Source organism: Paracoccus tegillarcae, from assembly GCF_002847305.1.
Taxonomy (GTDB): Bacteria; Pseudomonadota; Alphaproteobacteria; order Rhodobacterales; family Rhodobacteraceae; genus Paracoccus; species Paracoccus tegillarcae.
Genome location: NZ_CP025408.1, coordinates 3,526,937 through 3,550,837, shown reverse-complemented (window position 1 = coordinate 3,550,837; position 23,901 = coordinate 3,526,937). Strand labels below are relative to the sequence as shown.

Genomic DNA, 23,901 nt, shown 5'->3' with positions numbered 1-23,901 from the left:
TGTCCGCATCATTTTGTATCATAAGTATAAGGGGTCGACCTGTGAGTGACGCGATTGACGAGTATCTTGACGATCTGAAGCACCGCCATACCAATCACGACACCTATTGGGCGCTGCCGCTGTCGACCGCATATACGACCGCCTATGACAATGTATCCGCCACGCTGGACGCCGATAGCAAGCGGCGGCAGGCTGAGGCAGAGCTGATTGCGGATCTGATCTTGCTGGGTGTCAGCATTCCGATCGGCGGCGTACTGACCGCGCGGCTTGGCGCTGCGGTGTCGGGCAAATCGCTGGCATCGAAGGCCGCCAAGATGCTGGCGCAGCGCAACTCGGCGCGCGCAAGTATGGTCGCAGGCCTGCTGCGGACCGATACCGGTGCCTATGTCATCGGCGAAACATATGGTGCGATCAAGAAGCACATCAAAAGCAGTACCCAGTCAAAGATCGCCTCGGTTCTGGCCTATAACCCGCTGTCGGGCCTGCAGGGTCTGGGCGAAAACCCCCTGATCCTCAAGAACCGGCTGCAAGAGTTCAATGGCCGCCACTATGACGCAGCCGCCAGTTTCGCCACGGATGTGCGCGACAACAAGGAAATCTCGTCAAACGTCAAGTCAGAGATCGCGGCGGTCCTTCGCAAAAGCTCTTATTTCACCGGCGCCAGCCATACCGGCCAGTTCAGTCAGCCGGCGGCCCTGGCCCAGGACATCGAGATCATGATGTGGTCGGCCTATATCCTGAACACCGATTACTGGGAGCAGGCTCAGTTCGACAGGTTCGGCAAAGAGCATTCCGATGGCATGCGCAAGGTCAGGTTGGGACCGGTTGATGGTTTGCCGTCAAATCCGGATTACGGGAAAAACGGTCCTCGGGGAAATACCTCGGACAAGAACAGGTCGGTCTTTGATGCGGTCACACTGGATGCCTCTCCGGTCTATCGTGAGCCCGGCTCGATCATCATGCGGCGTATCGAGACGCTGTGGTCCGCGCGGATCAGCAAATCGTCCAGCTTTGCCAAGGGCAAATATGACGTCGGCGAATTGAAGGACGCAGAGGCGGCCAGCAATGTCCTGTCCAGCCGCTATGGCGCGACGACCTCGTAACGGATAACCGCGCAAAGAGGCTGCGCGAGGGGGGCGGATGGCCTTACCCTTGCGTGCCGATCTTGCGCATGTCGTATTCCGTGGTCTGGTAGATTTCATTGATCCAGTTGCCGTAAAGCAGATGCGCGTGGCTGCGCCATCTGTTTGCGGGCTGCTGTGAAGGATCGTCATTCGGATAATAGTTCCGTGGCAGGCTGATCGGTTTTCCCGCCGCCACGTCTCGGTCATATTCGTCTTTCAGCGATGTGCTGTCATATTCCAGATGGTTGAAGACATAGACCGCCCGACGGGCCGGATCCTCGACCAGACAGGGGCCGGTTTCTTCGCTGGCCAAGAGGGTGATGAGGCCGGGTTTGCTGTCGACCTCGTCCTGGCGCATTTCGGTCCAGCGACTGACCGGCAGCAGCACATCATCCGAGAAGCCGCGCAGATAGGGGCTGGCCGGCGCGAGGTTCTGGTGGCGAAAGCAGCCAAAGGCCTTTTCATCCAGCGCATGTTTCGCAACCCCGTTGAAATGCCACGCCATCGCCATGCCGCCCCAGCAGACACCCATGGTCGAGTGGACATGGGTCTGGGTCCATTCAAAGACGCGGGTCAGTTCGTCCCAATAGGTCACCTGCTCGAAGGGCAGATGTTCGATGGGCGCGCCGGTGATGATCAGCCCGTCGAATTTTTCATCCGTCTCCACGACCTCCCGGAAGGGGCGATAGAAGCTTTCCATATGGTCGGCGGCGGTGTTGCGGCTTTCGTGTTCCGACATGCGGATCAGCTGAAAATCAATCTGCAACGGCGTCGCGCCGATCAGCCGGGCAAACTGGTTTTCGGTCTGGATCTTCTTGGGCATCAGGTTCAGCAAACCGATGCGGATCGGGCGGATGTCCTGTGTCTCTGCCCGGCCCGGCGAGATGACCATGACGCCCTCATCCGACAGGATGCGGTAGGCGGGCAGGCTTTCGTTCAGGGTGATGGGCATGTCAGGCGATCTTTCGGTCGATGGCGGTGGCGATCAGGTCGATAAAATCGCCGGGATGGGCGACCTTTTGGACCTCTTCTGCGGTAATGGTCACGCCGCGCTGCGCCATCGCGGCATAGCGCGGCTGCCGGTGGGCCAGGGCACGGGCATAGGTCCAGCGGATGAAATCATCGGGGTTCACCTGATCCTCGGTCAGGCCCTTTTCCGCCCGATAAGAGATCCAGGCGCGGTCCAGAAATTCGGGCTGGTAATACATCGGCTTTGGCGCCCGGTCGAAGCGGCGGACCAGTTCGGCGGTGTGTTCATCGCTGCCCTTGATCCAGACCAGCAGCAGGCCACGCGCCAGCGCGCTCAGCACCGGATCATCGGGGTCGTCGGGGTCCACCACTTCGCAGATCGAGCCGCCGGTATCGCAGACAAAGCTGTTGATGCCGTAGATATCAAACGCCCGGCGGATGAAGCGGTCCGTATCCATCAGCGAGGCGATCTCTGCCGTGCGATGCTGGTCCTGACGCTCGCAATAATCGTCAAAGGGCAAACCGCCCCGGCTTGGGCTGCCGGGTTTGCCCAGATAGGTCGAAAGCGGCGCGAGGTTGTCGAAACTGATCTTGCTGGACACGCAGACGCTGTCGGTCAACAGCAATTCGCGCAGCAGCGGCACCTTCATCGCCGCCAGTTTCAGATTATCCGAGATGTATTCGCCCATGTAACGCGTGCCGATGCGGTAATCGACGGAATAGTGAAACCAGTTTCCCTGTTCGCGCAGCATCGAGGCCAGATAGGTCTTGCCCAGCCCGGACATGCCGAACAACACGACCCGCCGTTGCGAGGCGTCGCGCCACTCTTGTCCGCTGGCATAGATCATCACGCGCCCCCTGACCGGCAGGTTTCTAGCTTTGGTTCGCATAGGTAATACCCTGCGGCCCAAAGGAAAAGGCCCCGCCGGTGAGGGCGGGGCCGATCGGTTGGTTCGTCAGAGGTTGGCGATCAGAAGCTGTAGCCAACCCGGACGCCGACACCCCAGGCTTCGCTGTCGGTCATGCTGGCGCGCGCGGTGTCAGCCGTTTGCGGCTGCGCATCACCCAGCTTGGTGTAGTTGACACCGGTCGTGATCTTCAGATTGTCCTGCGTGTAGATCCCGGCAAGCGTGATGCCCTTGCGGCCATTGGTCGGTGCGAGGGGCGACACCAGGTCATCGCCAGCCTTTTCATAGGTGAACGAGGCCGAGCCGGACCAGTTCTCGGTGAACTTGCGGCCGACGCCAAGGTTAAAGGTGGTCGTGTCTTCCAGGCCGACCAGGTCAACGGATGGCAGCGGCCCGACACCCGGCGGCATGACCTTGAATTCCGACCAATCTACCCAGCGGATCGAGCCAAAGACCAGCGTGTCGGCTGCAACGCCGGTCTGGCCCTCCAGCGTCCAGGAGGCAGGGGTGCTGACGGTGGTGTTCGCCGTCACGCCGGGAACCAGGCTGTAGGTTGTATCAAAGTCGTGCTCGATATCCGAGTTGTAGGTCAGCGAGACGCGAGCCGCAATTTCGGGCTTTTCCCAGGCGATACCGGCAACGTAGCCAACACCCCAGGAATCGTCGAAGCTGACGCCGTAACCGGAGATGCCGGTGGGTGGCGGGCCGCCATATGCAAGTCCGTCCAGCGTCACGTCGGCACTGGCGCGCGATCCGCGGATACCGCCATGGACCGAGAAGTTGTTTTCCCACTTATAGCGCATCAGCGCGGTATAGGTGGTCGAGTCGACGATCGCCCTGGTTCCGCCGAGCACGGGCGATCCGTTGGTGCCGTCAAAGGGCGCGTAGCGGATGTCGGCGCCAAAGGGTTGTTCGATGATCAGCGCTGCCGACAGGTTGGCGTTGAACTGATGTTTGTAGGCCAGGCCGACAAAGCCATAGCCCTGCGCGACATCGCCCGTGGCAGCGCCGAGGACGTCGGTGCCCTCGATCGTCGGATCGACAGCGCCAAAGCTGAGCTCGGCATAGTTGCCCTCTTCGAAGAGAACGTTCAGTGATTGCGGAGCGCGCTCGATGCCGCCGGCCATGACCGACGTCGTACCCATCAGCAGTGCCGCGGCGCCTGTGAATGCAAATTTCATTTGGTATCCCTCCTCTTGGCCCCAAGACCATCTGAGACTGACGGTAGCGTGAACGATGTACGAATCAATATTCACACAGCCGTTACGCCGCGTTTCGTTCGGGTGACCCGGCGGCATCGTGGCATTGGCGCAACGGAAAGCCGCGCGTTAATGATTTATTAACCAAATCCGACGGCAAAACTGGCCTTTGTGGACCGTTGCTTGCGTTTCCGAGCCGCCGTCCCCTGAGCCAGTCTGCGGTTTTCACGTTGGTGGCCGGGCGCTGAACCAAACCGATTCTCTCGGCACGGGGCAGGGTGTTCCACTGGGCCCGAACCGGGTCGGATCGCCGGCGGCGTTCGGGTGCGGCGTTTATTTTCGCCCCGCGGCTCTGGACAATCAGTCTGACCCATGAAAGGGGAAACTGCCAAACGATCCCATGCAAGGAAGTGATCCCATGCAGATTCGTGAGGCCCTGACCTTCGATGATGTTCTTCTGGTTCCCGCAGCCTCGGGCGTGATGCCGTCGACGGCTGATGTCATGACCCATGTGACGCGCAGCATCCGGATGAACATCCCGCTGCTGTCCAGCGCGATGGACACTGTCACCGAAAGCCGCATGGCCATCGCCATGGCACAATCAGGCGGGATGGGTGTGATCCATCGCAACCTGACCGTCGAGCAACAGGCCGACGAGGTGCGTCGCGTCAAACGGTTTGAAAGCGGCATCGTCTATAATCCGATCACGCTGACCCCCGATCAGACGCTGGCCGACGCGCAGGCCTTGCAGGCGCGCTACAATGTCACCGGCTTTCCGGTCGTTGACGCCAATGGCCGCGTGGTGGGCATCGTCACCAATCGCGACATGCGCTTTGCCAGCGACGCCAAGACCCCGGTCAAGGTGATGATGAGTTCAGACAACCTTGCCATGCTGACCGAGCCCGCTGACCGCGGCGAGGCGATTTCGCTGATGAAGGCGCGGCGGATCGAAAAGCTGCTGGTGACGGACGGGCAGGGGCATCTGACCGGCCTGCTGACCTTGAAGGATACCGAAACGGCTGTGCTGAACCCGCTGGCCTGCAAGGACGATCTGGGCCGGCTGCGGGTGGCAGCGGCCTCGACCGTCGGCAATGAGGGGTTCGAGCGCAGTCAGGCGCTGATCGATGCGGGCGTGGACATGGTCGTCATCGACACCGCGCATGGGCATTCGGATTCCGTCGCGATGGCGGTGGAACGGGTCAAGAATATCTCGAACGAGGTGCAGGTGGTGGCGGGCAACGTCGCCACGGCCGAGGCAACCCGCGCGCTGATCGATGCGGGCGCGGATGCGGTCAAGGTGGGGATCGGACCCGGCAGCATCTGCACCACGCGGATCGTCGCCGGCGTGGGCGTGCCGCAATTGACCGCGATCATGGATGCCGCCGGCGCGGCAGGCGACATTCCGATCATCGCCGATGGCGGCATCAAATCATCGGGCGATTTCGCCAAGGCCATCGCAGCCGGCGCGTCCTGCGCCATGGTGGGCAGCGCCATCGCGGGCACTGACGAAAGCCCGGGCGAAGTCATCCTGTATCAGGGCCGCAGCTATAAATCCTATCGCGGCATGGGCAGTCTGGGCGCCATGGCCCGTGGCTCTGCCGACCGCTATTTCCAGAAGGACGCGGCTTCGGACAAGCTGGTCCCCGAAGGGATCGAGGGTCAGGTGCCTTATAAGGGGCCGGCCACCGCGGTCATCCATCAACTGGTGGGCGGCCTGCGCGCGGCGATGGGCTATACCGGCAATGCCACCGTCGATCAGATGCGAGGTGGCTGCAATTTCGTCCGCATCACCGGCGCAGGGCTAAAGGAAAGCCATGTCCACGACGTGCAGATCACCCGCGAGAGCCCAAATTACCGGCTTGGCTGACCGGCTGGTCGTGCCGCTGACGTTCTAAAACGGAATGCGGCTGCCGGTCCTGCCGGCAGTCCAACTGGCGCGGCGATCTGCTCGGATCTGTGCAGTCGCGCTACGCCTTGGGCCGGGGCCTTGCGGCTTTACGGCTTGTCAGACGTGGTTTCTGTGAGGATCGTTCAGGCGATGCCGTAGCGTGCTCGGGCTTCGGCAAAGGACAGCAACCGGCGTTGCGCATCATCCCACAAATGAAGCCTTGCGGCAGCAAAGCTTTCACGCATGGTCAGGCGTTGGGCTTCGGCCAGTTCGCGATGATCGCGGATCACATCGGGCAAGCGGTAAAACGGGATGCGCGAATAAAGGTGGTGCACATGGTGGATGCCGATATTGCCCGACAACCATTTCAGAGGCTGGGGCAGGATGTAATGCGAACTGCCGTCGAGCGCCGCATCGTGCAACTGCCAGTGCTCGCCCTTGGACCAATGAGTTTCCTCGAACTGGTGCTGCACATAGAACAGCCAGACCCCGATGGTTGCACCCACAACAGAGGTGGGCAGAAAGATCACCAGCACCGGCATCAGCCCGCCGAACCAGATCATCACCCCGAGGATCGCGGCAAGCACGGCATTGGTGCCCATGGCCGATGCCCAATAACGCCAGCCCGATGACATCAGCCCGACCGGCAAGCGGTTCTGAAGGATGAACAGATAGCTGGGAACCATCGCAAACAGAAAGAACGGGTGGCGATACAGCCGATAAGAAAACCGCCCAAAGGCCGAGCGCCCCCGATACTCGTCGATCGTCAGGGTCATGACATCGCCCATGCCGCGCTGGTCCAGGTTCCCGTGATGCGCATGGTGGATGGAATGCGTACGCCGCCACACCGCATAGGGGGTCAGGGTCAGCACGCCCAGTGACCGGCCAAGCCAATCCTGCGCTTTCCTGTTGGCGAGAAACGCACCATGACCGCAATCATGCTGGATGATGAAGATCCGCACCAGAAAGGCACCGTTGATCAGCGCCAGAACCAGCGACAGCCACGGGCTGACCGACAGCGCCATCCAGGCCAGCGCCCAGATTGCGAAAAACGGGATCAGCGTCACGGCCAGTTCAAACAGGCTGCGCGGGGTGGATGGTTCGCGATAGCGTGCGAGGATGCTCAGCCATTCGCGTGCAGAGCGGGCAGTCGGGGTTTGGTCGAGCATCAATGCCTGTTGTTTCTTGCCGGCTGAATTCCGGCATGTTTTATGATTCCTGAGACAAAACCGCTCGGTGAACGATCTGGTCTTTGCATCAGCGGTTAAGGGCCGGCAGCGATTCTTTCAACCGCTATGATGACGCACCTGTCGGTTCCGCCAGAAAACCCCAAGCACAGTTCTGTCCGCGTAAAGAGGAGGCGTGCCGAACTGTCAACCATGACGTTGTGGATCTTCTGACCTGCCTCCCGGCCGAGTACTGCGCGGAAGGCAGGCGGTGGGACTACGGCGTCGGCCAGCGCTGCGCGAGTTTTGCGGATGGCTCCGTATCTCAGGTAAAATACACGGCCACCGACGAAGTTTCTTCTATGTTTGCGAAGACATACTGGCGAGATCACAAAATTACCGCCAAACCCACGGGGTAGTCTGTCAACTCTGTGGGTAATTGGCTCCGGCGGTAGGGGTTGCGCCCGAGGGTTTATGCCTAATAAATCAAGTATTTACCTGAACACGTCAACAGAAATGTTGCGGGTTAGCCGCCCTGCTGACGAAACCAATCCCTCAACGAAAGATGAAGCCTCAACTCCTCGTCCTCGGCCAATGGGGTGCAGTGCGCGATGGCAGCGCGCAGGGTGTTTAAGTTCTTTAGAATCCGTTCCACAGCTTGAATGTCAGTAAAGATGTCTGCGAAGTCATCCCAGTTGGACTTGATGATCTCGCCAAGTTCGCCAAAGTTTGTATAGTCGAGCATTTCTGATGATCTAGGGGTCACACTGAGCTACTCCCCATCTCTTGGACAGGATCTGGCGTAGATTAAGCTACTCGTTGCACCTGCTGATCGGGTTGGTTGATATCATTTCTCTTCCAGTAGACCAGCGCCGGAGGCTTGCCGCCGAGGGCCGAGTGCGGGCGCTGGTGGTTGTAGAAGGTCATCCATTTCCGGATGGCCGCCTTGGTCTCTGATCCTGTATCCCAGGCATGCAGGTAGGCGCACTCGTATTTCAGGGTGCGCCACAGCCTCTCGATGAAGATGTTGTCCAGGAAACGGCCTTTCCGATCCATCGAGATCCGCACGCCCGACCGGCGGAGCCGATCCCTCCAAGCGAAGGACGTGAACTGAGATCCTTGATCAGTATTCATTATCTCGGGCGGGCCAAATTTGTGGATGGCCTCGTTCAGCGCCTCCACACAGAAGTCGGCCTCCAGCGTGTTCGAGATGCGCCAGGCCAAGACCTTTCGAGTGTGCCAGTCCATGATTGCGACGAGGTATAGGAAGCCGCGCCGCATGGGCAGATAGGTGATATCCGAGCACCAGACCTGGTTCGGGCGTTCCACACGCAGCCCTTTCAGCAGGTAGGGATAGGTCTTGTGCCCTTTCGCCGGCCTGCTGGTATTGGGCTTCTGGTAGATCGGCATCAAGCCCATGAGGCGCATTAGCCGGCGTATCCGCTTCTCGTTCACGAGATGCCCCTCATTGCGCAGGTGCCAGGTCATCTGCCGGACGCCGAAGAACGGGGTCTCAAGGAATTGCTCGTCGATCTGCCGCATCAGGCCGAGGTTCTGTTCGGTTTCTCCCTTGGGCTCGTAGTAATAGGACGAGCGCGCGATCGAGAGCAGTTTGCACTGCTGACCGATGGACAGCTGGGGATAGTCCGGCTCGATCATGCCGCGCCTCACTTCCCGCCCCAGGGCTTCAGCTTTCGTTCCAAAAAAGAGTTGGCCACCGCCAGCTCCCCGATCTTGGCGTGAAGCTCCTTCACCTGCTCCTCGTCAATCTCGGGCTTCTTTCGACCGCCGCGCTCGAACACGCCGGAGGCCCCTTCCAGCAGGGCTCGCTTCCATTGATGGATCATCGTGGGATGCACCCCGAACCGGCTCGCCAGCTCGGCCGCCGTCTCCTCGCCCTTCAGGGCTTCCAGCGCGACCCTCGCCTTGAACTCAGGCGCGTGCTGTTTGCGTTTCGACATTTCTGATCTCCTTCTCGTCGAAGATCAGCAGACTGCAAATCCTAGCTTATGTCAGTGTCCGAATTTCGGGGAGTAGCTCAGAACGCTGTATCCGCGGGATCGCCTTGACGAAGAAGAACTCTCTTTTCGCCGGAACCCATGAGACGGCGGATGTCTGGGCCATCTACTATTCCCTGATCGAGAGCGCACGTCTGAACAAAGTCAACGCCCGCAGTTATATGAACTCGGTTGTGAGTGAAATCGAACGCACACGCGGGGAGATTGATTACGGTCTGCTGATGCCGTGGCACTGTCCGAACGGTCACATCACAGACTGACATTATGGGCTACAGCCGCACTCGGCTGGATCTGATTCAACTTCACTTGGCCGGGTTCCAGCACAGGGTCCCGGCCCAAAAGGCTTGGGCGCACTAAAACTGCGATGACATCGCTTCAGGCCATGAGAGGGAGTGTAGAGCGCCGAACTTTATCTATACCTGTCTCCTTCTGCCTCGCAGTGCTCGAGGACCTGATCCACCCATCGATCGAACCAGACCCAATGACCGTAGTCGCCGATGCACCCATAGCCTTTGCCGATCGTTTTCGCGCCTCGCTTCTTCCAAAGCTGTGTGTGGTCATGCATGCGAAATTCCGGGAATCCGGCAGCTTGAGCTTTTTCGACCACTTTGCCCGGCGGATACCGTTCCCTGTTCACCTCCTTGAAGATGATCTTCTCAATCTCGCCAGCCATCTCACTGCCGGGGCCGATGATCTGGACCGCTGTATCCGCTGCTCCCGGTTTCTTGGCCGCCATCGGGACAAAGCCATATGTCATTCTGTAGGCCGGATCCTTCAGCTGCTCATCATTCAGGCCATGCTCGAACGCGTCAATGGCGGCTTCGATATGCTTGGGCAAGCCCGAGGCCTGTTTGAGGACCGTTCGTTGTTCAGCACCGAAGGAGACAAACTGAAGCGCAAGGGGCAGACGCTTTTCAAGACCATACTGGACGCCGAATTCGTTTTTCAGAAGCTCATTGAAATTAAGGGCGCAAGCCTGAAGCTTTGCCCCCAGAGCGTCATCAATCCTGTTTGTGGACCGGTGCTCGATTTCATGGCGGATCTCGATCAGGAATTGAAGGTTCTTCGCGGCGCCCCCTTTTACGGGACACCTGTCATGCTTGAGACAATGACCGGCCTCCCAGAATTTATCTGCCCCTTCCTTCGTCTTTTGACCGGGATATCGATAGTCGATCCCTTCGCGCCGGAACCACGCATGGAGGAGGTATGTCCAGGCGATGACTGCGGTCACGATAAACAACTCGGCACGAAATGTAAGTCCAGCTGAATTGAACGTCTGGACAGCCGCGATCATCGCTTCGCGACCTTTTATCAGAAGCTCGTCGCCCCTTATGCTCAAACCGGTCTGGTGGTCGATATCGGGCCAGGTTGAGACGAATGCGTCCAGATCCTCCTCGGAAGCCGGCTTGATGGTCTTGTGCTTGGCCCCCGTGCGGATCTCGCTGATAAGGCGATGGTTGATCGACCTCGTTGGGCGAGTGAAATACGCAAGGATATCCTGATCGTTGGTGGCCGGGCCGCCGCGGTCGATCATGGCCTTTACGATCCCTACCTCCCAATTTTCCAGAGTATTGCCCCGGCGCCTTTTCGTCTTCTTCGCTCTTTCGACTTCGCTGGGCATTCAGTATCTTCCAGTGCTTGGGGTATTTGCCAAGACAACGGAGGAAAGCACGAATCCATGCGTTTCTGTATCTCAGCAACCACCTGACGTTATTCCGCGACCAAGGCCATCTTCAAGTGGAAGAATATTTCAGCCACCGCAGAGGGAGTTCAGAATATAAGTGGAAGTCGGCAAGCACGGTTTCCACTCAGAATCAGCGTAACGAATCAGAAGGCTTGCGCCTCAAAAACGGCTTTTCTTGGATACACGATATCTTAGGATTATCGGAAAACCACGATTTTCACCGGTCTATGCACCGCTTACGTTCATTCTGCAGTTTGCCAAACGGGGTGTCGCCCAGAAACGCCGCGTACCAGCGCCCGCGCGGCTCAGGAGGTTTGGTAAATTTGCCGTTCCTCTTCTTTGCCTTCCACTTGCGATTTCCATAAGGGTGCAGGCGTAGTTCCCACAGTGCCCGCATTTCGGTGCGGTCGGCAGGTGCCAGAAGCCGCCAGCGATCAATTAGTCGCCAACACGCTCCGCCCAAAGCCGTCCGCAGCGCCCACTGTTCCCGCGAGGCGCCACCGTTACCCTTTGGCTTGGTCGCAATCTTGTCGATGACCGAAATCCATTGCGCGATGACAAGCCGCTGATCGGAACCGGCGAAAGCGGGCACATCGCGCAATTGGTCTGGGGCCGCAGTCGGGCGGATGCGGCGGCGTTCGCCAGTTTCATCGCGTTCGGTCACGCTGCTGCCGTAAGGGCGGATAATGCGCATGGTCCCTCGTTATGCCGTTTATTCACTGCAGAATAACCGGGCGACTGGTTGTCGCAACCACAGGATTTTCAAAGCGCGCTTGCCGGGCCGATCTGTCGCGCGTAGAATCAAATTTAGCCTGATTTACCGAAATCGCCCTTAGAAAATGATTATGCATCAGAATACAAAGGAGAAAATTCGATAACGGCAATGTTGTTTCACGATTATGACGCGATTTTCCGAACCCGGGAATGTCAGCCTTGGAAACGTGCCAATATTTGGCTTTCGACGCAAAGACCTACAGAAGGCCAGTTAACGGACCATGCCCGCATGAAGGGCAACTGCACCCTCTGAGACATTGAGCCGAGTGATCAACTTGTCCAGTTAACGGACCATGCCCGCATGAAGGGCAACTGCACCACACACCATCATCGATACGACGCAAAGCAGCTTGTGTTAACGGAACATGCCCGCATGAAGGGCAACGGCGGCATGAACAGTGCCTCGGTGAAAGCGCATTGCCCGCGCCCTGCGCAGAACTTCGACGTGCCGGCTGATGACCTCGACCGGAAATCGCCCGCGAACTTGTGTCGCGCTACCGACGCCACGCATCGGTCATCTACAGACAGAAAAAGGGAATATTGTTACTGACCGAACGACATCTGCCTTGAACAAGCAAGGCTATCTGAGGCTGACCCATGCCGGACGCGCCGGGTTGCGCTGTGGAAAAACCAATCCCGACACCTGTACCTCCACGCGCCGTCGACCAATGACGCGACCATTCATCTTGACGACCACATCCATGTTGTGTGTCCCGCGATAGGCACTGCGCTCCTGATGCTGCGTACCCGCACCACCGATATGGCCAAGATCGTTGGCAACCTCTGCCTCTCGCCCCTCATTGCGCACGGTCCATGAAATCGCCGCGCCATCGGGAAGTTCGTCGTGGTTCACCACCGCAAACCTGATGTCGCAATTACGCGGGATCGGCCCGATGCCGTTATGTCCGGTCCAAGATCGCTTGTTCTGGGTCGCGAGAACCGAGACCTGTGGGTCGAACCGCAACGGCGCGATGGCATGGCGCGCCGCCACTTCGGCCTTGGCGCCATCTTCGCGCGGGTAGGGGAAGAAATGCCTGAACGCCTCGGACCAGATTTCAGCGCTGTCACATTGGTCAACCGCCGCCAACGCGCGCTCGGCGACGCTGAGCAACTCATCTAGTTTTATCCTGAAATCGTCAAAGTCGACATCTGACAATCGGTTCAGGTCTTCTGCCCGGTTCGCCGGATTGCGCACAACTCGCGAAGCTTGCAGCCGTTCTGCAATTTCCGCAACGACCGCCTGAAGATATTCATCATCGCCAGAAAGATCGTCCGTCTTTGCCGAGGCAAGCGCCCGCGCCACCAGAACCGTCAGCAGGATCGACGACGGTCGCGCCTCGTGCTCAAACGTGAGGGCTGCCCACATTTTCAAATAGCGCGCCAAACGCCGCGCCCTGTCGCGCTGCGCCCCATCGAACTGTCGTTTCCACCAAACATAAACTGCCTTTGGATCGCTATTGTCCCATTTGTCATCCTCGGTGGCCAGTTCCCGTGCATCATCCTGCCGGTCCAGATGATAGCTGGGCACATCGATATGAAAATCTTGGCCAAAGCGAATGCGATTGCAGCGCGGCTTGGGCTTGGCCGCCTCGGTCGCGTCGTTCGCGTCAACGCTGGCGTAATCCTGCAAAATCGCTTGCACGTGATCCTTCAACTCGCACGCACCATTAGCGCCATCCTTCGCCGCGCCCGGCCATTCGACATAGATGCCAAGATCGATGTCGAACTCCTCGCCCATCCGCGCAGGCCTGATCTGCGTGCCGAACTTGTATGATCCTTGCAGCCACGATGAAACGGGCTTGCCGACCCTGTCACGCAGCATCTCTTTCAGCACGTCCGCAAGATCGTTCCAGCGCTCTTGTTGTTGCTGAATCTGGTCGTCGGATGGCCGTATCCGATAGGCGAGCGAATTTTCGCGATCATCGGGATTGTGAAAAAGATTAGCCGCAATGCCCATTTTGCCCCCTCAATTCGCTAAAGTAATTGCCCACGTCCTCGCGCGACAGGAAGTCTTCTTCGTCTGCTTCGTGATCGAGGAAACCGGCGGCCTTGATCGCTGGAAGGCTCTCGCGCAACGACGCCTCGGCCAGACCCATCAGATCAGTCGCAACAGTTTTGCTGGCATTGTCGAGCGTCATTTCCGGCAACTGTTTGGGCGACGGAATAGCGTCGACCCTGATATAGCGGTCCCCCAGTTTGTGCCGGATGATGTAATCGGTATTCATCTGCTGCGCCGCGATCATGGCACTGGTCAGCCGTTGGTCCAGCAGCCAGCTAAACCAGCTAAGGTTGCTGTGCAGGCTGCTGGGGAAACTGAATTTGGATGTGGTGCTACCAATGCTGAGAACATGGATGTCAGGCAGTTCTTGGCCAAGGAAATGCTGCGCCTCGTGCAGCGCAAGATCGTCAGGACTGTTCGCATAAAGAGCACCATCCGCAAATCGTTCGCTTCCGATGGAATGCAGGGGAAAATACGATGGCGCCGCGGAGGTCGCTAACGCGACATCGACCAAGGGCAGCTTCCAGTCTCTGACCAAGCGCGGATGATGAGGGGTTTTGAAGACTTGAGGGCCGCCCTTCGTGACATTTACTGCCGGAACAATGACCTTCTGTTTCAGATCGCCGATGCGCGTATCTTGGCCGACAAGCCCAGAGATAAGGCATTTAAGCGGTGCTGGGTCGTATCTGGCGCCCCTGCTGTGCCTTGCATAGTCGATGATCTTTCCAACAGCGCCTTTGGGCGGTGCGCTTTCGCCAAAGATCGACGTTCCCTGCATTGCCATCAATCCCGCTGTCGCCGCCATCGAACTCTTGCCGGTGGCCAAGGCAAGCGCAAGGATTCCGCCTATTGAAGTCCCGGCGATAAGATCGAAACGCCGGTGCAGTGGCAAACCACTCGCTTCTTCGATCCCGGCAAGGACCTGAGCGGTGTAAAGGCCACGGTAGCCGCCGCCGGAAAGAGCAAGAACTCTGAACGTCATAAAAACAAGATAGTGCGGTAGTTGCGCTGTGCAATACCCTATGCAGTGGGGCGCAGGCGCAGGTTTATTCTTGTCCGAAATACCTCGCGAACATATCACTCACTGAAACCTGAGCCTTGCTGGTGCCGGTGGTCGAATTGCTCAAGCAGCAATAGCCAGCCCACTGTACACTGATCGAAGGCGTTCGGTGCACGATATCAGGACTAGATTTATCGTCGGCAATTCGAGGACCGAGCCGGCAGGTAGTTCGCCTTCGTCCAAGCGTCTTAAACAGTCAGCGTTCTGGCCCGTGCTTGCCCCAATCAATGCATCAACATTTGTATCAACAATTGAGACATCGCCATTCCGATTTTTTCCAGTTATCCATCTGATCTTAAATGACTAAAATAGAACCCATCAAAACCCAGACTTTTTGGCCGGTGCCCTTCACCCGCTCCAACAGCGCAAGCTAATCGTGCTGCCTGACAGTATTACGAGACGAAACGCGACCCTCCAAGGCGAATTTTCAGGTCAGAGCCTGATGACCCGGCGCTTGCACGCATCCGGGCGTGGTGCCAAGAAACCTCATGAGATTTCCGCGACGGGTCCTGCCTCAGGGCTTTCACAATCCGACCATTCTGTTGACGTCGTTGTTCGCAACGATCGGTGGTGCATTGGCCGATCTGGCCGGCTTGCCGCTTGGCTGGCTGCTGGGGTCATTGCTGGTATCGGCTGCCGCGGCGCTGACCGGATGGCGGCCGCTGGGTCATCCGGTCCAGCTGTGGCCGGGGCTGCGCGCCTGGTTCATTCCTGTGATCGGTGTTGCGATTGGTGCCAGTTTTACGCCTCAGATATTGCAGCAAGCCAGCGCGTGGTGGCCGTCGCTGCTGGCGCTGTGTGTGTTTATCCCATTGGTCCATGCTTTGTGTTTTTGGCTGACAATGCGGGATGGGCGCGTGGATCGCGTCACGGCGTTCTTCGGAACGGTGCCGGGCGGGTTGATCGAGTCGGTTGAACTAGGCGCAGAGCGCGGCGCCGATATCGCCATGCTGACGATGTTGCAATTCTTGCGACTGATCCTTGTCATCGTTTGCGTGCCGCTGGCTTTCACCCTTCTGACCGGCCACGCCGTTGGCTCGGCGAGTGGCGCGGTCATGGGCGGAGCGGAGGCGCATGAATGGGGCCAGTTACTGATCCTGGCAGCGGCTGGCGTGGCTGGCGTGTTGGTGGGCGCGAAATTGCATTTTCCGGCGGCGATCATGACCGGGCCGATCCTTGCCTCTGGCCTGCTGCATCTGCTGGGTCTGGTTGAGGGGGCACCGCCAGCCTGGCTGATTGCGGTCACTCAGATCGTCGTTGGCACCTCGCTTGGCGTGCGCTTTGCCGGGTTGCAGCGCCACCACATGCTGGCCGCGCTGAAGCTGTCGGTGGTGAATACGGGGTTGGCGCTGCTGCTTGCGCTGGTCATGGCCGCAGCCTTGACGACCGTGCAGCAGCAATCGGCGCAGGCGGTGTTTCTGGCCTTTGCGCCGGGCGGGATTGCCGAGATGTCGCTGATCGCGCTGTCGCTGGACATCGGTGTGGTCTTTGTCACCGCGCATCACGTCCTGCGGATCGTCCTGTCAATAGCTTTCGCCCGCGCGCTGTCCGGGCGTGTCCTGGATGGGACCAGGCCCAAATCAGGACAGGGCTAGAGCAACCCCATATCGGCAAGCCTTGCGGCGACCTCGGGCGGCAAGGATGGCTCGCTCTGTGCGCCACGGGGCAGGTCCGTGGGCGCATTGCCACCTTCGAGATAGCGCCAGCCCTGAAAGGCACGGCGAGGCACGGGCGCCACGCGGACAAGATCGCGATCCAGCATAAGTGCGCAGCGGCGGATGCCGTCTTGACCGATGCGTTCCTCGAATCCGATCAGCTTTTGCCGGGCCAGCATCATGCCCTTGAATACCCAATAGATCGAGCCGCCACCGTCCCGTATCTCTGAATCGCGCTTGGGCCACATACGGGTGACATGGCAGGCGGGCGCGGTGCCAAAGCGTTGTTTTTGCCACGCGGCCAGATGATCGGGCGAGTCCGCGCCGACGCACAGCTTCATCATGTTCAGAGGGGCAGGGCTGTCCATGACCTCAAGATAAAAGCACGCGCCCCGGCCCGCAAGCGGGCGCGGATCACCGTTCGGTCAGTTTCAGCTCGATCCGGCGATTCTGCGCCCGTGCCTCTTCGCTGTCGCCCTGGGCCACGGGACGCGTATCTGCAAAGCCAGCAGGGGCCACCCGGCCTTCGGGAAAGCCCAGATCCTCGACCATGTAGCGCACCACGGCCAGCGCCCGCGCCTGACTGAGTTCCCAATTGTCGCGATAGCGTCCGGTGCCAGACAACGGCACATCGTCGGTATGGCCGTCCACCCTGATGATCCAGTCGATTTCAGGCGGTATCTCGGTGGCAACCGTGTCGAGGATACCGGCCACATTGCGAACCTGCGTGCGCCCTGCATCCGACAAATCCGCCTCGCCTTGCTGAAACAGCACCTCGGAAGAAAAGACAAAGCGGTCGCCGGCGACCTCGATCCCTTCGCGGCCCTGCAGGATCTGCGACAGACGCCCGAAGAACTCAGAGCGATAGCGCGCCAGATCTGCGGCTTCGTCCTCGGCCAGCTTGCGCGCTTCTTCTTCCAGAACCAGCCGGGCCTGCCGTTCCTCAGCGGTACGCAGCAGGGCCGCATTCAGTTGCTGACCCAGATCCTCGACCCGCAATTCTGCCTGTTGCTGATCGTCGCCCGCCGCCTCCAGCGCGGCCTGCAGCCGACCCAGTTGCCCTGTCAGCGAGGCCACCTGTTCATTCAGCAGCGCCACCCTGCGCTGACCATCCGTTGACAGTTCCTCTTGCTCGGCCAGCGCCGCCTGCGCGGTTGCCAGCAGCGCGGCCTGGCGTTCGGCCTCGGTCGCGTTTTCAGCGGCCACGACGTCCAGTTCATCGCGTGCGGCCTGCGCTGCAGCAAGCAGGGTCAGCGTCTCTTCGGCCTCTTTGCGGCTTTCCTCCAGCGCCAATGTCATGGCGGTCAATTCGCTATCTGCGGTCTCAAGACGGCCCCGCAATGCCTGCGCCGCCTCGGATTCGGCGATACGGGCGGCCTCTGCCTCGGTCAGGTCCGCCTGCAAGCGCGCCTGATCGGCATCCGCGCCCGAGCTGCGACTGCGCAGGTCTGCGACCAATGCCTGCAGCGCCTCGCGGCGGGCGGCCGCAAGACGGGCCTGTTCTGCCTGTGCGTCAATCTCGGATCGGGCCGCCGCGACGGCCAGCTGTGCGGCCGATACCTTGCGCTGTTCGGATGCCAACTGGTCCTGCAGCTCTGCCTGGCGGGCGCTGCTTTGGGTGTCAGCACGTTCGCGCGCGGCCAGCAGGGCGGCAACCTCGGCCTCGAAATCGGTGATGCGGCTGCTTGCCCGATCCAGTTCCTCTGCGGTTTGCGCAAGCTGTTGCTGCCCGATTGTCAGATCGCGCTGGCGGGCGGTCAGATCGTTGGTCAGTTGCGTGATCCGTGCGGCACGCTCGCGCGCCTGATTTCGGGCGTCGTCCAATTCGCCCGTCAACGCCTCGGCCTCTGCCTGTTGCGCGGCGAGGTCGCTTTGCAGGCCAGCAGTCTCATCCTGGGATGCGGTCAGCGCGCCGGTCAACTGCGCGACCTGACCACCCAATTCTTCCAGCCGCTGGTCCTGTGACGACAGCCGCTGCACCTGATCGGCGATTTGCGTATCCTTGTCCGTGATCTGCTCGCGCAGCACCGATTGTACGATCATAAAGATCGTCAGCACGAACATCAGCACCATCAAAAGCGCCGTCATCGCATCGACGAAACCCGGCCAGATGGTCGAGGAAAAGCGATTGGACGACGCGCGGTGCAGGGCCATGATCTAGCCTTGGTCCTGTGGATTATGGCCCCGGAACGAGGGCAGCTGATCATCGCGGAACGGGTCGCCAAAGCGCGCGGCGCGAACCGCGCGGGTCAGCACCAGAAGGTCAGACCGCAATTCTACCAGCATTTCCTCGCGTCCGACATTCAGATCGTCGGCAATGCGGTGCAATGCGGATTCCAGGCGCGACAGGTCAAGCCCACGCTCGCTGGCCGTGTTCTGCGCCGGCAGCCTGGCGACCGCTTCGCCCTGCGCGATCAGCCGGTCCTGACCATCCGCGATACGGTTCAGTCCGCTGGCCATCGACGCCGCGCGGGCGACGCTGCTATCGCGTTCGCTTTCGACCTGCCGCAACAGCGTTTCGACGGCCTCTGCCATGACAACCACGCGCTCGTCCGCTTGTGCTGCGGCCTGATCGCGGTCCAGATCACGCTCGGCATGGTATTGTTGCAAACGGTCCATCTGGCCGGCCATCTGGTCCAGAAAACCGGCGATGGCGACCTGATCGACGGCCTCACCCTCAGAGCCGGCCAGCGAGATGCGGGTAAACCCGGACATCCATTCTTCCAACTCACGGTAAAACCGGTTCTGACCGTGCGTGACGAACAGTTCCAGCAAACCGACGATCAGCGAGCCCGCCAATCCCAGCAGCGAGGACGAAAAGGCGATGCCCATGCCGCCCAACTGCGTTTCCAACCCGCCCATCAGTTTTTCAAAGACCTCGACGCCGGTTTCCCCCTCTTGCGGGGCAAGGGCGCGGATGGTGTCGACAACGGCGGGAACCGTTGTTGCCAGGCCGTAGAACGTTCCCAAAAGGCCAAGGAAGATCAACAGATTGGCGAGGTATCTTGTGATGTCACGCGCTTCGTCGATGCGGGTTGCGACGGAATCGAGGATCGAGCGGCTGGCCCCGGTCGAGATCACTCCGCCGGTTGAATCGCGCGCGCCCAGCAGTGACGCAAGCGGCGCCAGCAATCTCGGGGCCGCTTGCTGAGGGTCCACCGCAGGCGTGACCTCGCCGGGGGTCAGGCCCAGGGCCTGACGGCGGCGCGCTGCAAATCGTTCGATCCAGCTGACCGATTGGACCAGCTGTGCCACCTGCCAAAAACAGGCCAGCACACCCAGCACGAAGACACCCAGAATCAGGCCATTCAGCCAGAGATTGGCTGCGAAAATCGGCAGTATGCGGCCATAGGCGAACCAGGCGCCTGTTATGACCAATGCCAGCACCGCCAGCATGAGAAAGCTTTGGCGCACGGGCTGCGAGAATTGCGGTTTGACGACGGTTGCCAGCCCATCGGCCCTGTTGGCGGTCAGCCGGCGGCGCGCGGTGCCCAGCCCCCGACCTTCGGTCATCGGGGATCGGCCTGTTGGGTCGGTCGTGGGATCGGTCAACTGCGTGGCTCCGTGTTCTGGCCCTTGGCGATCACGGCTGAGTGTAGGCGCGGGTCCGTCACTTGCCAAGCAGTCAGAAAGAGCAGTGTTAATTCCGTTGCTTGCCGTTGTCATCGGCCGGGTCGCGCAGCAGTCTGCGAACATCCTCCGATAGCGCGTCCAGGGCCGCATCAGACATGCCGAATTCGGCCAGATGCCGCGTGGTGTTGAACAGATAGTCGGCATTCGGTCCGCGCATCCCGTGCGCACCCGAGATGATCCGCGCCTGTTCGCATGGTGCCAGCCCGCCAGCATATTGCACGTGATCGCGCCGCATCACATAGGTCAACGCCTCGACCCTGCGCCCATCTTCGAGGGCAATCGGCAGGATTGCCTCGCGATAGGCATGCGTCACCAACTCGCGCTCGCGCAGATAGGAAAGGATGGAATCGCGCTCTTCGGGGGCAAAACGCAGGGCGATCCCGGTGCAATGGGCGTCGGGGTCCGCATCCAGCCCCAGCACCAGACCCGGTGTCTCGGCGGTGCCGCGATAGCGGGTCGATCGCAGGCAAAAGCTGCGCGCATAGCCGTCCAGCCGTGCGGTCGTCGACTCGATGACGCGGAAACCCGGATCCCACATCAGTGAACCGTACCCAAAGACCCAGCAAAGTGATGACATTTTTCGCGATGCCCTTTCTTCCTGCTTCAAGTTAGGACACGATGCCGGCGGTTCTCAAGGCCCAAGCGGGCCGTTCGCGTATTCAGATGCAAAGACAGGGGGTTTGATGCGTTGGCTCTTGGTGATTGTGTTGGTTGTTGCCGCAGTTTTGGGCGGTATATGGCTGGGCGGTGAAAGCTGGTTGGCCGGTCGGGCAACCGCCGCGCTTGACCAGCGCGACGATCTTGGCGCCGCTGCGGTAAACCCTCTGCGTGAGATAAGCAGGGTCGGCCTGAGGGCTGAGCAGGTTGATTATACGGGTCGGCTAGAGGACGGCACTGATCTGTCGGTTTCACTGCCCTGGTTAGAGCTGTGGTCGCGGCCAACAAGCCCGCAGGCTTTTCACGCGACCCTGCCAGAGCAGCTATCGCTGGTCGTCGGGGCAACCCCCGTCGCCATGCTGTTGGACGATGCTCAGGGAATGTTGCGCCTGTCGCCGGTTAATAATTTGGCTGTGACGCGGGCAGAAATCAGCGTCGATTCTGCCGAAATTGACGGACAGGCGATTCTCAATGGGCTGGCGGTTGATGCTGAACTGACCGGGCTTGGCTACGATGCGCCGCGCGCGGCCAATGCTGCTTATGATGTGTCGCTGCAATTACAATCGCTTGAGCCTGCTGCTCTGGCTGCATTCGGTGCGCCGCAACTGGCCGTTCCGGGGGCGATTTCGGCGCAGGGCAATCTGCGCCTTTGGCTGAGCGCCGCGCCGGGGCGCGGGATGTTGCAGGGTCGGTCGCACCAGGTACAGCCGGTTGGTTTGCGCACCGATGGGTTGGAACTGGGTCTGGGCGATCTGCGTGCGCGATTGGTCGGCGTGGTTTCTGCTGATGCTGAGGGGCGGGCCGAGGGGCGGCTGGCCCTCTACACTGCGGATTCGCGCGAATGGCTGCGGGCGGCGTCGGATGCGGGCTTGATCCCCGAATCGGCGGTCATGTTGGGCGGTGCCATGCTGCAGGGGCTGTCCAGCACGCCGATGTCGGCGGAACCCGCAACCGACAGCGCCTCGCAGCAGGACGGATCGCAGCTCCACGCTGCGACGGAGTTCACTTTCCCCGAGCCCGCCACGGACGAACTGCGCATCCCGATCTTTCTGCGCGACGGGCAGGCCTTTCTGGGCGCGATACCCATCGGTCCCGCGCCGCAATTTCTGGGTGGCTAGCGCCGGCGCTTATCCGTCCGGGGTCGCAACCGGCTGAACGGCACTGCGGCCGAAATCGGGCGCATCGGTATCCTGTCCCGCCTCAATGATACTGCGCCTGATCGCGCGCGTGCGCGTGAAGTATTCGTGCAGTTGCGGACCGTCGCCCATACGGATGGCGCGCTGCAAGACGAACAGTTCTTCGGTAAAGCGCCCCAGAATATCAAGTGTCGCCTCGCTGTTTTCCATAAACACATCGCGCCACATGATCGGATCGCTCGCTGCGATCCGTGTAAAGTCGCGAAAACCTGCAGCTGAATACTGGATGACCTCGCTTTCGGTGACGCGGCGCAGGTGATCGGCCACTCCGACCATTGTATAGGCGATCAGATGCGGAACATGGCTGGTCACCGCCAGCACCAGATCGTGATGACCCGGTTCCATATCCTCGATATTCGCACCCATCCCCCGGATCAGATCGCGCAGCCGCGCTAATGCCTGCTGGTCTGTTCCCTCGGGCGGGGTCAGCAGCCACCAACGGTTCTGAAACAGGCTGGCAAAGCCCGATAGCGGGCCTGAATGCTCGGTGCCCGCCAAGGGATGGCCGGGGATGAAATGGACATTTGGCGGCAGATGCGGCCCGACCGACTGGACGACGGATTGCTTGACCGAACCGACATCGGTCACTGTCGCGCCGGGTTTCAGATGCGGCGCGATCTGCGCTGCCACTTCGCCCATCGCACTGACCGGCACAGCCAGCACGATCAGATCGGCGCCGGCCACGGCCTCTGCTGCACTGTCATGGATGCTGTCGCACATGCCGATCCGGCGGGCGGTATCGCGGGTCTCGGCGCTGCGGGCATAGCCCGCGACGTGACCCGCAAGGCCAAAGGCCCGCATTGCATGGGCCATCGAGCCGGCAATCAGCCCCAGCCCGATCAGCACTACGCGGTCATAGATCACACTCATGCAGCGCCCCTTTGATCGGCCATGAAATCACTGATGACGGCCATCACCCTGCGGCAGCCGTCCTCGTCACCGATGGTGATGCGCAGGGCGTGGGGCAGGCCATAACTGGCCACCAGACGCACGATGATGCCTGCGTCGCGCAGGGCGGCGTCGCAGGCCATCGCCTGTTCGGGGCTGTCGAACCGCGCAAGCAGGAAATTGGCGTGGCTTTCGTCACAGTCGATGCCCATCTGCAACAATTGCTCGGACATCCAGCGTCGAAGCCGCGCGTTTTCCGTCGCGCATTGGGCCGTGAACTCTGTGTCGCGGATCGCGGCCTCTGCGGCGGCCATTTGCGCATTCGACAGGTTAAATGGTTGCCGCAGGCGGTTCAGCACGTCGATCACCTCGCGCCGTGCATAGCCCCAGCCGATTCGCAGCCCGCCCAGACCGTGTATCTTCGAGAAGGTGCGCGTCATCACGACATTCGGGAACCGATCGACCAAAGACGCACCGCCATCAAACCCGTCGGCAAATTCGGTGTAGGCGCCGTCATGGACCAAAAGGCAACTCGCCGGCAAGCCCTCGGCCAACCGTGTCAGTTCTTCATCGGTCAACATGGTGCCGGTCGGGTTGGCCGGATTTGCGATAAAGACGATCCGCGTGCGGCCCGTTACCTCGTTGATGATTGCGTCGACATCGATGCGGCGATCATGCTCGGCCACGGTGATCGGCAGCGCGCCGACGGCATGCGCGAGGATCGGGTACATCGAAAAGCCGTGCTGGGTGGTGATGACCTCATCGCCCGGACCAGCATAGGCCTGAGCCACGAATTGCAGCACCTCGTCCGAGCCGACGCCGCAGATGATCCGGTCGGGATCCAGCCCGTGGACCTCGCCGATGGCGCGGCGCAGCGGGCCGTGATCGGTTGCCGGATAGCGGTGCAGATCGCCGGCCGCCGACTGAAACGCGGCGGTTGCCGCAGGGCTGCATCCGTAGGGGTTTTCGTTTGCCGACAGCTTCAGCACATCCTCGCGCCCGGCAAGCTTGCTTTCGCCGCTGACGTAAAGCGCGATATCCATGATACCCGGCTGCGCCTTGATCCCTGCCATACCCGTGCCC

General features: G+C 60.4%; 21 protein-coding genes. 5 read left to right on the top strand and 16 right to left on the bottom strand.

The genetic code is table 11. The features are described 5' to 3' along the window. Positions 1–41: 41 nt before the first annotated feature. Positions 42–1,103 carry a hypothetical protein gene (locus tag CUV01_RS17425; protein ID WP_101461580.1) on the top strand — a complete coding sequence of 354 codons (1,062 nt, stop codon included), beginning with the start codon at positions 42–44 and terminating at the stop codon, positions 1,101–1,103. Positions 1,104–1,146: 43 nt separating this feature from the next. On the opposite strand, the gene CUV01_RS17420 is transcribed toward CUV01_RS17425, so the two are convergent. The 3 genes from CUV01_RS17420 to CUV01_RS17410 all read right to left on the bottom strand — a co-directional run bounded on the left by CUV01_RS17420 (position 1,147) and on the right by CUV01_RS17410 (position 4,182). Continuing rightward, complete coding sequence (locus CUV01_RS17420; protein WP_101461579.1) at positions 1,147–2,076, bottom strand: homoserine O-succinyltransferase; 930 nt, start codon at positions 2,074–2,076, stop codon at positions 1,147–1,149. Between the two features lies 1 nt (position 2,077). Beyond that, complete coding sequence (locus CUV01_RS17415) at positions 2,078–2,941, bottom strand: ATPase (RefSeq protein ID WP_101461578.1); 864 nt, start codon at positions 2,939–2,941, stop codon at positions 2,078–2,080. 122 nt (positions 2,942–3,063) lie between these two features. Further along, entirely contained in the window at positions 3,064–4,182 is a 1,119-nt protein-coding gene (locus CUV01_RS17410; RefSeq protein WP_101461577.1) for an OmpP1/FadL family transporter, read from the bottom strand. A 436-nt stretch (positions 4,183–4,618) separates the two neighbouring features. On the opposite strand from CUV01_RS17410, the gene guaB reads away from it, so the two are divergent. Next, positions 4,619–6,067 (top strand): IMP dehydrogenase, encoded by a 1,449-nt coding sequence (gene guaB / locus CUV01_RS17405; protein ID WP_101461576.1) that lies wholly within the window; start codon positions 4,619–4,621, stop codon positions 6,065–6,067. Positions 6,068–6,231: 164 nt separating this feature from the next. Here the strand turns inward: guaB and CUV01_RS17400 are convergent, their stop codons facing one another. The 3 genes from CUV01_RS17400 to CUV01_RS17390 all read right to left on the bottom strand — a co-directional run bounded on the left by CUV01_RS17400 (position 6,232) and on the right by CUV01_RS17390 (position 9,215). After that, the gene (locus CUV01_RS17400) at positions 6,232–7,257 is read right to left on the bottom strand and encodes a fatty acid desaturase (protein WP_101461575.1); all 1,026 of its coding nucleotides are present in this window, start codon (positions 7,255–7,257) and stop codon (positions 6,232–6,234) included. A gap of 523 nt (positions 7,258–7,780) precedes the next feature. After that, a complete protein-coding gene (locus CUV01_RS17395; RefSeq protein WP_157994901.1) occupies positions 7,781–7,999 on the bottom strand; it encodes a Swt1 family HEPN domain-containing protein in 219 nt (72 codons plus the stop codon). A 62-nt stretch (positions 8,000–8,061) separates the two neighbouring features. Further along, positions 8,062–9,215 (bottom strand): IS3 family transposase gene (locus CUV01_RS17390; RefSeq protein ID WP_232962341.1). Its coding sequence is split into 2 segments (ribosomal slippage): positions 8,062–8,963 and positions 8,963–9,215, totalling 1,155 coding nucleotides; the frame shifts between segments, so codons are not numbered across the junction. Between the two features lie 104 nt (positions 9,216–9,319). Between CUV01_RS17390 and CUV01_RS17385 the strand changes: the two genes are divergently transcribed. Next, complete coding sequence (locus CUV01_RS17385; RefSeq protein ID WP_101461574.1) at positions 9,320–9,532, top strand: hypothetical protein; 213 nt, start codon at positions 9,320–9,322, stop codon at positions 9,530–9,532. Between the two features lie 149 nt (positions 9,533–9,681). Here CUV01_RS17385 and CUV01_RS17380 read toward each other — a convergent pair whose 3' ends face one another. From CUV01_RS17380 to CUV01_RS17365, 4 genes are all read right to left on the bottom strand, one after another. Beyond that, positions 9,682–10,893: a DUF3644 domain-containing protein gene (locus tag CUV01_RS17380; protein WP_101461573.1), complete on the bottom strand. Its 1,212-nt coding sequence runs from the start codon at positions 10,891–10,893 to the stop codon at positions 9,682–9,684. A gap of 280 nt (positions 10,894–11,173) precedes the next feature. After that, positions 11,174–11,650 carry a hypothetical protein gene (locus CUV01_RS17375; protein WP_101461572.1) on the bottom strand — a complete coding sequence of 159 codons (477 nt, stop codon included), beginning with the start codon at positions 11,648–11,650 and terminating at the stop codon, positions 11,174–11,176. 660 nt (positions 11,651–12,310) lie between these two features. Beyond that, on the bottom strand, positions 12,311–13,687 hold the full coding sequence (locus tag CUV01_RS17370; RefSeq protein WP_101461571.1) for a CBASS cGAMP synthase: 1,377 nt from the start codon (positions 13,685–13,687) through the stop codon (positions 12,311–12,313). Next, positions 13,671–14,711 carry a CBASS cGAMP-activated phospholipase gene (locus CUV01_RS17365; protein WP_101461570.1) on the bottom strand — a complete coding sequence of 347 codons (1,041 nt, stop codon included), beginning with the start codon at positions 14,709–14,711 and terminating at the stop codon, positions 13,671–13,673. The genes CUV01_RS17370 and CUV01_RS17365 overlap by 17 nt, the downstream gene beginning before the upstream one ends. A gap of 566 nt (positions 14,712–15,277) precedes the next feature. Here CUV01_RS17365 and CUV01_RS17360 point away from each other — a divergent pair. After that, a complete protein-coding gene (locus CUV01_RS17360; protein ID WP_101461569.1) occupies positions 15,278–16,384 on the top strand; it encodes an AbrB family transcriptional regulator in 1,107 nt (368 codons plus the stop codon). On the opposite strand, the gene CUV01_RS17355 is transcribed toward CUV01_RS17360, so the two are convergent. From CUV01_RS17355 to CUV01_RS17340, 4 genes are all read right to left on the bottom strand, one after another. Next, positions 16,381–16,812, bottom strand: a complete 432-nt coding sequence (locus tag CUV01_RS17355; RefSeq protein ID WP_101461568.1) for a DUF1489 family protein — start codon at positions 16,810–16,812, stop codon at positions 16,381–16,383. The genes CUV01_RS17360 and CUV01_RS17355 overlap by 4 nt on opposite strands. A gap of 46 nt (positions 16,813–16,858) precedes the next feature. Then, complete coding sequence (locus CUV01_RS17350; protein ID WP_101461567.1) at positions 16,859–18,598, bottom strand: peptidoglycan -binding protein; 1,740 nt, start codon at positions 18,596–18,598, stop codon at positions 16,859–16,861. 3 nt (positions 18,599–18,601) lie between these two features. After that, entirely contained in the window at positions 18,602–19,957 is a 1,356-nt protein-coding gene (locus CUV01_RS17345; protein WP_232962338.1) for a biopolymer transporter ExbB, read from the bottom strand. A 127-nt stretch (positions 19,958–20,084) separates the two neighbouring features. Beyond that, on the bottom strand, positions 20,085–20,654 hold the full coding sequence (locus tag CUV01_RS17340; RefSeq protein ID WP_101461566.1) for a gamma-glutamylcyclotransferase: 570 nt from the start codon (positions 20,652–20,654) through the stop codon (positions 20,085–20,087). 106 nt (positions 20,655–20,760) lie between these two features. Between CUV01_RS17340 and CUV01_RS17335 the strand changes: the two genes are divergently transcribed. Continuing rightward, positions 20,761–21,852 carry a DUF2125 domain-containing protein gene (locus CUV01_RS17335; RefSeq protein WP_157994900.1) on the top strand — a complete coding sequence of 364 codons (1,092 nt, stop codon included), beginning with the start codon at positions 20,761–20,763 and terminating at the stop codon, positions 21,850–21,852. Positions 21,853–21,861: 9 nt separating this feature from the next. Here the strand turns inward: CUV01_RS17335 and CUV01_RS17330 are convergent, their stop codons facing one another. Beyond that, positions 21,862–22,800, bottom strand: a complete 939-nt coding sequence (locus tag CUV01_RS17330) for a prephenate/arogenate dehydrogenase family protein (RefSeq protein ID WP_101461564.1) — start codon at positions 22,798–22,800, stop codon at positions 21,862–21,864. Continuing rightward, positions 22,797–23,891, bottom strand: coding sequence for a histidinol-phosphate transaminase (hisC, locus tag CUV01_RS17325; RefSeq protein WP_101461563.1), 1,095 nt, complete (start codon positions 23,889–23,891; stop codon positions 22,797–22,799). Before hisC ends, CUV01_RS17330 begins: the two co-directional genes overlap by 4 nt. Between the last annotated feature and the right edge of the window lie 10 nt (positions 23,892–23,901).